The organism is Yaniella soli (assembly GCF_054782375.1).
Map to the genome: position 1 here is coordinate 126,673 of NZ_BAAGSP010000005.1, position 13,093 is coordinate 139,765.

Below are 13,093 nucleotides of genomic sequence, written 5' to 3' on the forward strand. Positions count from 1 at the left end.
AAAATTGGCGAGTCGTATCGTGATTTTGGCTGGTGGCCGCATCATCGCAGACGGTTCACCGCTGCAGCTGATGGAGGCTGTCTCAAGCACCGCCGAAGTCCGGTGGAAGCAGGATGGTCACCACCACGTGCACGCCAGTCAGGATGCCACCAGTTTTGTGCGCGAGTTACTCTCCAGAGCGGGTGACGCCGTGACAGATTTAGAGATCTCACGAACCACCCTTGAAGATGCATACCTGTCCATCGTCGAACAATTTGAACAAGGGGAGACTGTCACAGTGACAGACTTCGAGGAGGCTGCACGATGACCACGAACCCTACGTCACCTAATACCCAACCCGCACCGAAGTCATCGCGTAGTCCATCGACGAACCCAACGATAAATGCCTACCGAACCGGCCTACGTCGGGGCATGATCTCCACGAAGATTCAGCTGGCATCTCTCGGGGATGTTCTCGGCATGGTAATCCCCTTGGTGATCTTTGTCGTCGTATTACTCTTCTTGAATCGGGTCGACCTTGACGGGGCGGCGGTGTCTTTGGGAGCGATGAACATTCCCGGCCTGATTGCGATGAGCGTACTGTTCAGCGCCGTAATGGGGATTGCCGGCGTCTTATCGATGGATCGAACAAATGGTACGTTGCTACGATCCAAATCGGTACCGGGCGGCACGACCGGATATCTGGTCGGTGAGATCACCGCGAATGCGATCATTACGATCGTCTCAACGCTTATCCTACTGGCTGCTGGACTGCTGCTCTTCGACGGGCTTATCTTTGGCAGTGTTGACCGGTGGCTGCTCTTTGCCCTGGTGATGTTGCTCGGATTAGTCGCAACACTGGCCATCGGCGCCGTCGTCGGTGCCCTCGTGAATAGCCCGAAGAACATGGGCCTCGTGATGCTGCCGGTGATGGGTCTGATCGGCATTTCAGGGATCTTCTATCCGTTGATAGCACTGCCCATATGGCTTCAATGGGTTGCACAAGTATTTCCGTTGTATTGGTTCGGTCTTGGTCTCCGTGCTTCGATGCTGCCTGAGTCGATGGCATCTGTGGAAGTTACTGAATCCTGGCGAATAGAGTGGGTCTTCGTGGTGCTTGCTACGTGGGCGATCGTCGGCATGGCATTGGCTCCGAAGCTGTCGAGTCGAATGGCGCGCAGAGAATCTGGTTCGACCCTCGCGGCCCGGCGGCGGGATATTCAACAGGATTGGGGCGTGTAGGCTTCAGTGTCCGAAACAGTTCACAACCGAATCGCGATGCTGCGTGCTGAGCGAAAGGTCTCGCGTAAGGATCTGGCCGAAGCCTTGGGAGTCCATTACCAAACCATCGGGTACTTGGAGCGCGGAGAATATAGCCCCAGCCTGTATTTGGCTTTGAAGATCGCAGACTACTTCGACGTTCCCATGGAAGTCATCTTCTCAACCGAGCCATTTCCTAGACTGGCGTAAGCAGAGCTGGCAACTGGACAGCATTAAACAAAAAACCCGGATTCCTTGCGGAATCCGGGCCATTGTTGTGGAGATGCGGGGAATTGAACCCCGGTCCGATGTGGCATCCGTTAGGCTTCTCCGTGCGCAGTCTGCTCGGAGTTTTATCGACCACAGTTGACTCGCAAACTAGCAACTGTTCGGTCTAGTCGGCTTTAGGTCTCTGCCACTTCCCCCGACAGGGGTGGCAGACAGTGGCTATCTAAGCGACGCCAGGCACCAGGACGATAGCAATCCCTGGGCTGACGGACTCGTTCGCTACTTAGGCAGCGAGAGCGAAGTCAGTGCGTTTAGAATCGGCACTTAATTGGTTGCAAAGGGCGTTTACGAGGTGACTTTGCGTCCTCGGCACGCTGACCTTACGTCAACTCACATCGTCGAAACCGATCATCCCCATATTCTGTTTTTATAACAGCACCCGGCGTTGCCAGGACGTTCCACTCTAATGCAGAAGCGTACTATGTACAACCCAAATCGCTTCGTCTTTATTCCTGAACGAGTAAAGGCCTTACAGAATCGATTTGCCGCGACGATTTGCTTCGCGCATGGCGCGCTGGGCTTCAAGTTTATCTTGTGCCTCACGCAGCGCGTGACGCTTATCAAAGTCACGCTTACCTTCAGCCAGGGCGATCTCTACTTTGGCTTTACCGTCCCTGAAATACATGGATAGAGGCACGATCGTAGTACCGGCTGCGTCGACTTCACGTTGCAGCTTGTTGAGCTCGCTACGATGCAACAATAACTTTCGACGTCGACGCGCAAAGTGGTTCGTCCACGTCCCATAACCATATTCGGGAATGTAGACGTTTTCTAACCACAGCTCATTGTTTGTGAACATCGCGAAACCATCCACAATCGAGGCATGACCATCGCGCAGTGACTTCACTTCGGTCCCCATCAATGCGATCCCAGCTTCGAAGGTATCTTTAATGGTGTAGTTGTGGCGTGCCTTGCGGTTGGTAGCGATAACTTGTCGATCTGAACGGGCAGGTTTACTGCGACCAGATTTCTTGGACATTCTCACTCCTTCCGCACAGCAATTTTGTCCAACCTGCAATTATACATGCCCTGTCAACGCAACGCCCTCAGCCGGTGTGACCGAATGAGGGCGTAATGGTGGTTGACATTTAGAGCAGACCAGCGGGGTTGACCGCTGAACCGTTGCGGAGTGTTTCAAAGTGTAGGTGGCAACCGGTGGAGTTACCAGTGGTCCCGGTGTAGCCGATGACTTCACCTTGGGAAACGGATTGTCCTGGGCTGACGACGTAACGGGTCATGTGGTGATACTTGGTAGCTAACAGGTCACCGTTGACAGTGCCGTGGTCAATCACGACACGATTACCAGCTGTCGAGACCGCCCAGTCTGCATTGATAACAGTGCCGGACCGTGCTGCCTTAATTGGGATGCCGCATCCTCCACCGTAGTCAATACCGGTGTGGACGTACCCGCCGCGACCACCGTAATCGTAGCTGCCAGCGGGCGTTGGACGCCAGCCAAATCCGGAGGTCTGGTAGGTATTGATTGGCACAATCAGACCCCATGCGCTGCCGGTATCGGCCGCCTGCTCGGTGACCTTTTCCTCAGCTGCTTGATACTCTTGATCAGCTTCATCTGCGTCATCACGGGCTTGGGCGGCAGACTCTTTTTGCTCTTGTGTTGCCCGCTGTTCTGCAGCACGCTGCTCTGCCTCACGCGCTTTTCGCTCCGCCTCTGCAGCTGCTTTGCGTTTGGCTTCCGCTTCAGCGACCGCCTCGTCATATTCGGATTGAAGGTCTGAGATTTCCGACGACTGGGAGTTTACTTTTTCCTGCTGTTCCAAAATCTGCTCATTGACATCACTTGCCGCCGACCGGTTCTCTTCGATTGCCGACTCGATACGTGGACGTTCTGCTTCGAGCTCTTCTGTCAGACGTTCATTCGTGTCAATCATGCCGTCGAGTTCCTCTTTGGCAGTATTGGCTTCTTCACGAGCGCTTTTCTCGGCAGCCAGCGCGTCTTCAGCCTGAGATTTCAATTCGCGAATCTCTGCCTCAACGGCTTCCAATCGTGCTTCAGCATTGACATCTTGGGCATTTTCCTGTGAGACATCGGCGATCTGACTATCTTGGATACGCAGCGCTTGCTGAGCCATCCCCATTGCTTCGGGAAGTGATGAGTCTGAGACACCGAGTAAGAACGACAAGTCATTTACGCCACCAGATTTATATGCATCGGCCGCAATCTGCCCAACTTCATCTTGGGCTAGGTTCAGTTCTTGCTGAGACGCTTCGATTTCTTGCTGAATATCAGATAACCGACCTTCTGCTTCAGCCACTCGATTGTTGAGTGAGTTCACCTCTTGTTGAGCCGCTGAAACGCGGGCCTCAGCATCTTCGACGGCTTGCTGGGCGCCTGGCAATTCGTCCTGCAAGTCTTGGAGTTCGGTGACCTTGTTTGCTATGTCCTCGTCGAGACCTTCAAGTGATGCATTGAGATCACCGCGATCAGAATCCAGATTTTCCTTCTCGTCGTTCAAGTTCGACAGCGAATCGTCTAATCGATCGCGTTCATCCCTGGAATCATCAAGCTCACGTTCAAGCCGGTCGACTCGGTCCTGCCCAAAGGCGGGTACTACGGAAGTGACACCAAGGACGGCAATGATGCCTGCGGCCGCAAAAGCATTTGAGAACCGTCGTTGAATCATGTTCATGTCTCCTTCAGACACGTGCAAAGTATCTTCAGTTTGAAGTTCGAATGTGGCTCGGTAGTTAGCATCTTCGGAATATTTACACTTTGAGGTAGCGCCTCAGCGTCAGCATCGAAGACACTGCGGCGAGTATGAGAGCGATAACGAATAACAGGGGCACAAGCCATAGGGCTTCGGCTGATGAGATGAAGCCAGTTTGTGGGTATTCACTAGCCAACCAATCGGCGATAAAGAATTTTGCGATCGCCCAGGTGGCTATCGAGGCCAAAGCCGCACCCAACATGGCCGCGACAACACCTTCTGCTAAGAATGGCAGCTGGATCATGGTTTTAGATGCACCGACAAGGCGCATAATCCCCGTTTCCCGCCGTCGCGAGAAGGCGGAGAGACGAATGGTCGTAGCTATCAGCAAGATGGCTGTGATCAACATGATCACAGCAAGTGCAATAGCTATGACCGAAGCAATATTCATCAAAGAGAATAGTGATTCCAGTAATTCCCGTTGGTCCGAAACAACCTCGACACCAGCCATGCCCGAAAACATCTCGTTGACCACTTCGTATTGCTCTGGATTGACCAGTGAAACTCGGAAGGATTCTGGCAGTTGGTCCGCTGTCACGCTGTCAGCCATGTCGAGATTTGAGTACTGTTCTTGGAACAGTTCCAGTGCCTGATCCTGGGACTCATACTCGTAGCTTTCGACGTATGCGGTGGCTTGTTGGGACTCAAGTTGCGCTTCGATGGCGTCGCGCTGACTGTCGGTGACGGCCCCGCCAGCACAGCTAGCCGCGGTGGAGGTGTCGTTACAGAGGAAGATGGCGACTTCGACGCGGTCGTACCAGTAACCCTTCATCTGGTTGATCTGCATTTGCAATAATCCAGCGGATCCAACGAACGTGAGTGAAATGAAGGTCACCAAAACAACTGAGATGACCATTGAGAGGTTTCGGCGAATACCAGAAAGCGTTTCCGAAACAATAAACGCGAATCGCACTAGTTCACCTCCGACTTTCTCAACCGAGATTGCAGTTGAGCGGTGGTGTCGGCGGGTTGGTAGCCACCTTCAGCTTCGTCACGATTCACCACGCCCTGGTCGAGTTCTACAACACGACGACGCATGGTGTTCACTATTTCGTGGTCGTGGGTGGCCATGACGACTGTGGTACCGTTTTGATGAATTTTGTCGAGCACTTCCATGATGCCCCAGGACGTTTCCGGATCGAGGTTACCGGTGGGCTCATCTGCAAGAAGGATCGCTGGCCGGTTGACGACGGCACGAGCGATGGCAACACGCTGTTGCTCACCACCGGATAATTCGTGCGGAAAGCGTCGCCCTTTGTCTTCGAGACCAACGGTTTCAAGCACCTCTGGGATTGCCTGGTTGATCAGTCCTCGGCGTTTGCCCAGCACCTGCATGGCAAACGCGACATTCGAAAAGACATTTTTGTTCGGGAGAAGTCGAAAGTCCTGAAATACGACTCCAAGATCCCTGCGTAGATGCGGCACTCGCCACGATGAGAGTCGGGCGACGTCGCGTCCGGAAACATACACGGTGCCTGAGGAAGCTTTTTCCTCCCGTTGTACGAGCCGAATGAATGTTGACTTCCCCGACCCTGACGGACCAACTAAGAATACGAACTCGCCGCGTTCTATTTCAGTGGTCACACCGTCCAGGGCAGGACGCGAGGTCGTGTCATAAACCTTCGTGACATCTTCGAATCGGATCATGTTGTTTCCTAGGCCGAACCGGCACGCGGCTCACCGGTACTCGGCCTTGTTGGGGAAGTAAAAGCACCAGCCCTTCAAGACTAATCACGGTTCGATAACATCCGTGGGATCTTGGGGCTGGTGCTTACGGTGTGTTGAAAATATTTCTAGAGTTCAAGCAAAATAGCTTCGCCTTGGCCGCCACCGCCACACAAAGCGATGGCAGCCCTTCCACCGCCGCGACGCGCGAGTTCTTTCGACGCGGTCAGCACGAGGCGTGCTCCTGATGCACCGACTGGATGGCCAAGCGCGATGGCACCACCATAGAGATTCGTTCTCTCAAGCGGGTAATCGAGGTCTTTGAGGGATTGCACGACAACTGCCCCGAATGCCTCGTTGATTTCAATGAAATCCAAGTCTTCAGTTTCCCAGCCTGAGCGCTTCGTTGCGGCAGCAATTGCATTCGACGGTTGCGAATGCAATTGGGAATCACGCGGTCCAGCTACCTGCCCGTAACCAGCAACCGTCGCCAGAATCGTATGCCCGCGCTGCTCAGCGTAGTCACGAGACGCGACGACGAGGGCCGCAGCGCCATCAGAAAGTTGTGACGAGTTGCCAGCCGTCACCGTACCGTCTTGTGCGAAAGCTGGGCGCAGGTCTGCCAAGCTGTCTGCCGTGGTGTTCGAGCGCACTCCTTCATCTGCATCAAAGAGCATTGGCTCACCGCGGCGTTGTGGGATCTCAACCGGAGCAATTTCCTCGCCACGTACGTCCCTCCCAGCCTCGGCGCGCTGGTGCGACAAAGCAGCCACCTCGTCCTGGCTGGCACGATTCAAACCAAATTTTTGATTGCCCTGTTCCGTCAGCACTCCCATGGAAACCCCACTGCCCTGGTCGCTGAGTGCATCATGATCAGTTGCATCCAACATGGTAACGGGACCGTATTTATGCCCGGCACGGGAGCCCGGGATGAGGTGCGGCGCGTTTGTCATAGACTCCTGCCCGCCAGCGACGACCACGTCGGCATCGCCGAGCGCAATCATCCGTGCCGCATCTATCACAGCGGTCGCTCCCGATAGGCACACCTTATTGATGGTGATGCCATGAACATCGCGACCGATACCAGCATGAAGCGCTGCCTCACGTCCGGGATTTTGACCTGCCCCTGCTTGGATCACCTGGCCCATCACGACGGTATCTACCGTCTCGGCCGATAGGTTTGCATCGAGCATGGCGGCTTTGATCGCGTGGGCGCCCAAATCAATAGCTGAGTGCCCGGAGAGAGAACCAAGCAGCCGCCCAAACGGGGTGCGAGATCCACCTATAATCACTGCATCACGTGGCGAAGGTGTAGACAAAGGGACTCCTAAGTTGTATGGCGTGGCTTCAAACACATTGTAGTTCAAAAACACCATAAACCGGACACTTGTATAAGACTATTTTTCCACTTTCAGTGAAAGGCCATTAACTGAACTCAGCTGAGTTTTGTCTACCTTTTCTTAGTGACGGCCTTCAGCTCGCCACCGGATACCAGCATCGATAAAATCGTTGATTTCCCCATTAAAGACTTTCTCCGGGTTGCCCTCTTCATGGCTGGTGCGGAGATCTTTGACCATTTGATACGGGTTAAGAACGTAGGAGCGCATTTGGTCGCCCCAGGACGCCTTCACGTCGCCCGCAAGCTCCTTCTTCTTGGCATCCTCGGCTTCTTTGCGAAGTAACAAGAGTCGAGACTGCAGCACGCGTAAGGCCGCCGCGCGGTTCTGAATTTGTGATTTTTCGTTTTGCATAGAAACCACAATTCCTGTGGGGATGTGGGTCATGCGAACCGCAGAGTCAGTAGTGTTCACGTGTTGCCCGCCCGGGCCTGAGGAACGGAAAACGTCAATTTTCAGGTCGGTATCCGGAATTTCGATCGAATCATCAGTCTCGATCAAAGGAACAACTTCTACAGCAGCAAATGACGTATGCCGACGGCCCTGGTTATCAAACGGTGAGATGCGCACGAGTCGATGCGTTCCCGCCTCAACAGATAGCGTGCCGTATGCGTACGAAGCATTGACTTCAAAAGTCGCCGATTTCAGCCCAGCCTCCTCAGCATAGGAGGTGTCCATAACCTTGGCAGGATACCCATTGTGCTCGGCCCAGCGCAGATACATACGCAGTAACATCTGAGTAAAGTCTGAGGCGTCCACTCCCCCAGCACCCGCTCGAATGGTAATGACGGCCTCGCGCTCATCATATTCACCACTGAGTAGCGTCACGGTTTCTAATTGGGTCAAGGATTTTGAGATGCTGGCTAATTCCGTGGCAGCCTCAGCATAGAGGTCAGTGTCTTCGCCTTCTTGGGCGAGCTCCGCCATGACTTCCAAATCATCAATACGAGAGTACAACGAGGTCAGGCGCCCGAGTTCATTTTCTTTCCGCGACAGGGCCGAAGTCACTTGTTGTCCCACGGCTGGGTCATCCCAGAGATTAGGCGCACTGGCTTCTTCGGAGAGCTCAGCAACGTCCGCTCGTATCTGTTCAATGTCAGATACGGCTTCGATGGATTCGTATGTGTGGCGCAGATTTGCGATTTCTGCGGAAAAGTCTATATCAGCCATGGCCTTTCAAGGATACGCGATATGGGGTGCAGGTCATAAACTATTGTTCGAGACGCGTACGCGCCGTGCCTTCAGCTACCACTTGTACCCCCGCTGGGATTACCCAATTCACAATGGGAGGATGGGCTGTGGCAGATAGTTGCACTTCGACCGTGGTATCTCCGATGACGCGTACTGATTCGATGTTGAGGTTTGGAAACCGCTGCACAGCATCAACATTTGTCAAATGTTCTGAGACCTGGCGTGTGGCCGTGCTGTTGGTGATGGTCGGCGACAACTCCTGAGGATCGGCAATAGTAAACGAGGTGGCGGCGCTTTGAGCTGCCGAATCGGCCAAAGACAACAACTTTCGATGTTGCAACGTCACAGCCATAATTGCTGTGATCGTCAAGGCGAAGAGGAGCACGATAACCGTGGCACCGATGACGAAGATTGAGGTCTGTCCGTCGTCGTGCCGGACACGTTTCATCATTCAAATTCTCCTATCACGTGGTATCCGGTGGCATCCATCGTGGCGACGCTCGTTTGAGTGCCAAGAAACGTTGGTATAAGCGGCAGCGGAACGTCGATCGATACGTTGACTGTTATACGAGTGCCAGGTGTAGTGCACGATGTGTTGCTACATTGAATTGTTGTGTGCGTTGTGTCGGGATCGAGCTGGTAATTTTCCGCAGTCAGGTGGACTGTGTTGATCGCACGAGCCTCGGCTTGAGCATTGTCCGATGTGTGGGCAATAGTTTTTGCAGCTTGGTCTGATGCCGCCACCACGGCATAGCCTGCAGCTTGGAGCTGGGAAATAGTTACGAGCAAATAGATCGCCGGTATGAGCAGGATGATACACAGCCCGATGAATTCTACTGTGGCAGAGCCGTTGTCATTGCGGTGTGAGGTCATACGCTTGGGCTGTAGCTGATAGTGGGATGGGGCCTGTGATAAAGCCCAGGAGTGGAACACGGTGGGTAATAGTCACGCTAATGAGTTCTCCGTCAGCGGCTCTATTAATGCTTACCTCGGCAGATTCGGCATTTGGAACGGCTGTGGTGAGCAGGGTTGTTGTGCGCTGTTGACCGTCCGCCAAAGTTCTATCGGCCAGTGCTGCGTGACGTGCACCGGCCGAGGCCGCATCAATCATGGTGTTTCTCGTATGGATGACGACGCCTAATTGCAAAATAGTGCCACACAACAGTGTGATCAGCGCGATGATCATTGCAGATTCTGCAACGATCGACCCGGATTCGTTTTTCCCGGACATTTAGGCGTCAGAGACTCTACTAATTGCATCTTCGAATAAGCCGTTCAGCGCTGGGCCAGCGATGGCAAGTAACCCTGCGACCAGGATGGCAGTCATCAGCGTAATCATGACCCAGCCGGGTACATCGCCGCGTTCATCAGCCACATTCTCGGGTGATAGGTGTGTGAGGAGGAGAGTGATAAGATGCAAGGTGATTTTCCCTTCAAGGTTAGAGTCCGATGTTGAGGAGTGAGAGCCCTGGAAAGACCGCAAACACTACGGTCAGTGGTAGGACGCCGAAAATAAGTGGAACAAGCATCCCGATTTCTTTCTTGCCGGCGACTTCTAACAGTTCGCGTTTTGTCAGTTCACGAACATCCGTGGCTTGCGCATGAAGAACGGTCGCCAGCGGTGTGCCCCTTTCGTGGGCCACTGTAAGGCCTGCAATGAAGCGTTCGACAGGATTGAGCTGGAGCCTATCCGAGCATGCTTTCAAAGCCGTTGTGAGTCCATCCCCAGATCGAATATCAGCCAGCACAATACTAAATTCATATGCGAGTTCACCGTTTGCCGTGGTAGCAACGCGTTCGAGCGCACCGCGTGCGGAGTCGCCAGCTGCCACGGATAGCGCCAGCAGCTCGGCGATTGTTGGAAATTCTGCGAGAATCTTTGCCCGTCGTCTGTTAATTTGTGTGGTCAGAAGATTGTCTCGGGCAAAGAACGCCAAGATCGTGGCCGTGAGTACAAGGACCAGTCCTAGCAAGGGATGCAAAGCGTGGTTGATCGCAGCCCAAATGCATCCTGCAGTTGCCACGGCAGCTGCTGCCACCGCCATCACCAATTGTTGTGCCCGATAGTCTGCAATATTAAGTCTCGACCCCGCCTGCGCAAGTCGGGCGTTCAATTGAATGTTCCCCAGGTTCAATCTGTTGAGCTGGTTCACGCCCGATTGGATGATCGGCGCGGTGATGGTGGAAAGGGTTCCTAGCGCCGTCAGCGACTGTGGCTCAGTTTGGTGAGTGCGTGCCGGTCCTCGCATCTGTGGGGCGACACGCTGAACCAACGTAGGTTTATTGAAACGAAGAGCAACCATCGCCAGCATCGTGAGACCGATGCCACCAATACTAGCCAAACCAATAGCGAGCCAAAGCGTTGCGGTCACAGTACCCTCCGTTCTGCGGGCAGAGCACCGATACGCAACATGAGTCGATAACACACGACTGAAACTGCTATACCGCCCAGTAGGAGGACTAACCCGGCCACCGACTGATAAGCTGCCGCGGCCTCAGGTTGGGTTGCTAGGAGTAACAACACTGCCCACGGTGCAACAACGGCCAACCTGGCACCATTCACTGTCAACGATTGACGGGCTTCAAGTTCAGCTCGCGTACGAGAGTCGTCGCGTAAGAAATCCGACAGAGTTTCTAACAGACGACCAATATCAGCGCCGCCAACTTCACGGGTGACCCGTAGGGCTGCGATCAATCGGTCTGCGGTGGGGTCAGATAGCGTTTGTCTGAGACGATCTAAAGCGTCTGTAAATCGGGCTCCCGAACGATAATCATTGGCGAAACTCGCAAACGCATCTTGAAGTTCCATAGGTCCGCGTTCTGCTAACTGTGCCAGCGCTTCCGGAAGGGTCAGACCTGCTCGGACAGCTGATCGAAGGTTGTCGATGGCATCTGGCCATATCTCTCGAAGGGCCGTCTGACGGCGCTTTGCTTGCCAGTTCAAAGCCACCCACGGTAGGGCTCCAGCAAACAGTCCAAAGCACAGCGCGATTGAGGCAGCGCCGGTCAATGCGGTCAAAGTTATGAATACGATGAAGGCTAGGACGAACGACAGGGTCATCACACCCGAAACCGTGATACGTCTGATCCCACTCCTGGCCACCAATTGCTCGAGCCTAGAGGGTTTGATATGCCCACGTCGAGGTTTTCTTGGCCAAAAGGACCACCAGATGAGCAGCAATCCGGCGCCGAGTCCTAAACCAATAACGACGCTCATGCAGTCGTCCCCACAACAGATCGGATATCGATCCCGGTATCGGCGAATTTTGGATGATCTATGAGACCCGTAGGGTTGAAAGTCAGGTGATCATCGACCATCTGAAACACTGGAGATGACTCAATGATGCCGCCTTCGACTCGTTGTCCAACCGATAGAATCTCTGTGACTTGTCGATGGCCGTTGGGTTTGCGAGCGCAATGAACAACTAAATCAAAGCAGCTGGCAACGGTTGGGGTGACAAAGTCCCGGCTAATATTCTCACCGGCGAGTAGTGGCAGCGTGCAGATTTTGGTCAATGCATCGTATGAGGAGTTGGCATGGACCGAACACATGCCGCTCAAACCCGCGTTTAAGGCCACTAGCATATCGAGTGCTTCTGCTTCGCGAACCTCCCCTACGATGATTCGATCGGGGCGCATCCGAAGCGCTTCTTTGACCAATCTTCGCAGGGATATTTCGCCAATACCTTCAAGGTTGGGCTGACGACATTGCATATTGATGACGTCGCGCTGAGGTATTTTGAGTTCGAAGATTTCCTCAACTGTAATGACTCGCTCACGCGGTCCGATAGAAGCAGCCAAGCAATTGATCAGCGTAGTCTTACCGGCCTGAGTCGCGCCTGAAACCAATACATTCAGTCCAGTTCCGATAGCTGCGTCCAGGAATGCGGCAGCTTGAGCCGTCAAGCTACCCTTCCGGACTAAATCGTTGAGACGGTGAGCCCGAACAACGAACTTCCGGATATTCACCGCCCAATGTTTTGCCGTGATATCCGGGATGACTACGTGGAGACGCGAACCATCCGGGAGCGCCGCATCAACAAACGGCGTCGACAAATCAAGCCGACGACCACTCGATTTGAGCATCTTCTCCACCAAATCAGCGACTTCCTGGGTGGACAACGAAATGTTGGTGAGTTCAGTGACACCAGACCGTGCACAAAAGATCTGGGAAGGCGAGTTGATCCAAATCTCTTCAACTTCTGGATCATCTAACAATGGCTGTAACGGGCCAAAGCCTGCAACGGCGTCGAAAATCTCCTGCTGGGTAGTCGGGATATCGTCCAGCATGGGCAGTGGTGCATGCATGCTGCGCGCGTCATAGTCAGCAGCAGCACTTGCTACGAGCTCTCGAACCTCATCAGGCTGTCCCGCCGGATCAATGCCGCGAGATCGAATTAGCTCACGAACTTCTAGTTCCAACAATTGTTTCGCTTGCATCTTGCTCCAAAATCAACTTCACACGCCTAAGAATTTGTGACAGGTTTCACTCTATTTATTCCGCAGATGGTTTCAAGGCCTCATGGGCGCTTTGTGGATAAGTTTTATGGAACTTGAGTTATCCCCAACCTTGTGCGCCGCACC

The 13,093-nt window shown here is 53.7% G+C and carries 16 protein-coding genes and 1 other RNA gene; 3 read left to right on the forward strand and 14 right to left on the reverse strand.

What is annotated here, in order from left to right:
- Positions 1–4 precede the first annotated feature (4 nt).
- From ACYVJT_RS04265 to ACYVJT_RS04275, 3 genes are read left to right on the forward strand one after another with little or no spacing between them, the layout of a single operon-like run.
- Complete coding sequence (locus ACYVJT_RS04265; protein WP_343956338.1) at positions 5–307, forward strand: hypothetical protein; 303 nt, start codon at positions 5–7, stop codon at positions 305–307.
- Positions 304–1,221 (forward strand): ABC transporter permease, encoded by a 918-nt coding sequence (locus ACYVJT_RS04270; protein WP_343956339.1) that lies wholly within the window; start codon positions 304–306, stop codon positions 1,219–1,221. Before ACYVJT_RS04265 ends, ACYVJT_RS04270 begins: the two co-directional genes overlap by 4 nt.
- A 6-nt stretch (positions 1,222–1,227) precedes the next feature.
- Positions 1,228–1,449, forward strand: coding sequence for a helix-turn-helix transcriptional regulator (locus tag ACYVJT_RS04275; RefSeq protein WP_425579846.1), 222 nt, complete (start codon positions 1,228–1,230; stop codon positions 1,447–1,449).
- 65 nt (positions 1,450–1,514) lie between these two features.
- On the opposite strand, the gene ssrA is transcribed toward ACYVJT_RS04275, so the two are convergent.
- The 14 genes from ssrA to ACYVJT_RS04345 all read right to left on the reverse strand — a co-directional run bounded on the left by ssrA (position 1,515) and on the right by ACYVJT_RS04345 (position 12,949).
- Positions 1,515–1,883: a transfer-messenger RNA gene (gene ssrA, locus ACYVJT_RS04280) on the reverse strand.
- Positions 1,884–1,996: 113 nt separating this feature from the next.
- Complete coding sequence (gene smpB / locus ACYVJT_RS04285; RefSeq protein WP_343956340.1) at positions 1,997–2,506, reverse strand: SsrA-binding protein SmpB; 510 nt, start codon at positions 2,504–2,506, stop codon at positions 1,997–1,999.
- Positions 2,507–2,615: 109 nt separating this feature from the next.
- Entirely contained in the window at positions 2,616–4,193 is a 1,578-nt protein-coding gene (locus tag ACYVJT_RS04290; protein WP_343956341.1) for a peptidoglycan DD-metalloendopeptidase family protein, read from the reverse strand.
- A gap of 61 nt (positions 4,194–4,254) precedes the next feature.
- Positions 4,255–5,169: a permease-like cell division protein FtsX gene (gene ftsX, locus ACYVJT_RS04295; RefSeq protein ID WP_343956342.1), complete on the reverse strand. Its 915-nt coding sequence runs from the start codon at positions 5,167–5,169 to the stop codon at positions 4,255–4,257.
- Positions 5,169–5,903: a cell division ATP-binding protein FtsE gene (gene ftsE, locus ACYVJT_RS04300; protein WP_343956343.1), complete on the reverse strand. Its 735-nt coding sequence runs from the start codon at positions 5,901–5,903 to the stop codon at positions 5,169–5,171. Before ftsE ends, ftsX begins: the two co-directional genes overlap by 1 nt.
- 146 nt (positions 5,904–6,049) lie before the next feature.
- Positions 6,050–7,240, reverse strand: a complete 1,191-nt coding sequence (locus ACYVJT_RS04305) for an acetyl-CoA C-acetyltransferase (protein WP_343956344.1) — start codon at positions 7,238–7,240, stop codon at positions 6,050–6,052.
- Between the two features lie 141 nt (positions 7,241–7,381).
- Entirely contained in the window at positions 7,382–8,488 is a 1,107-nt protein-coding gene (prfB, locus tag ACYVJT_RS04310; protein WP_343956345.1) for a peptide chain release factor 2, read from the reverse strand.
- A gap of 40 nt (positions 8,489–8,528) precedes the next feature.
- Positions 8,529–8,960, reverse strand: coding sequence for a Tad domain-containing protein (locus ACYVJT_RS04315; RefSeq protein ID WP_343956346.1), 432 nt, complete (start codon positions 8,958–8,960; stop codon positions 8,529–8,531).
- Entirely contained in the window at positions 8,957–9,382 is a 426-nt protein-coding gene (locus tag ACYVJT_RS04320) for a TadE/TadG family type IV pilus assembly protein (RefSeq protein ID WP_343956347.1), read from the reverse strand. Before ACYVJT_RS04320 ends, ACYVJT_RS04315 begins: the two co-directional genes overlap by 4 nt.
- Positions 9,363–9,740: a TadE/TadG family type IV pilus assembly protein gene (locus ACYVJT_RS04325; protein WP_343956348.1), complete on the reverse strand. Its 378-nt coding sequence runs from the start codon at positions 9,738–9,740 to the stop codon at positions 9,363–9,365. Before ACYVJT_RS04325 ends, ACYVJT_RS04320 begins: the two co-directional genes overlap by 20 nt.
- Entirely contained in the window at positions 9,741–9,929 is a 189-nt protein-coding gene (locus tag ACYVJT_RS04330) for a hypothetical protein (RefSeq protein WP_343956349.1), read from the reverse strand. It abuts the gene before it with no gap.
- 19 nt (positions 9,930–9,948) lie between these two features.
- Positions 9,949–10,881 (reverse strand): type II secretion system F family protein, encoded by a 933-nt coding sequence (locus ACYVJT_RS04335; RefSeq protein ID WP_343956350.1) that lies wholly within the window; start codon positions 10,879–10,881, stop codon positions 9,949–9,951.
- Positions 10,878–11,726: a type II secretion system F family protein gene (locus tag ACYVJT_RS04340; protein WP_343956351.1), complete on the reverse strand. Its 849-nt coding sequence runs from the start codon at positions 11,724–11,726 to the stop codon at positions 10,878–10,880. The genes ACYVJT_RS04335 and ACYVJT_RS04340 overlap by 4 nt, the downstream gene beginning before the upstream one ends.
- Entirely contained in the window at positions 11,723–12,949 is a 1,227-nt protein-coding gene (locus tag ACYVJT_RS04345) for a TadA family conjugal transfer-associated ATPase (protein WP_343956352.1), read from the reverse strand. The genes ACYVJT_RS04340 and ACYVJT_RS04345 overlap by 4 nt, the downstream gene beginning before the upstream one ends.
- Between the last annotated feature and the right edge of the window lie 144 nt (positions 12,950–13,093).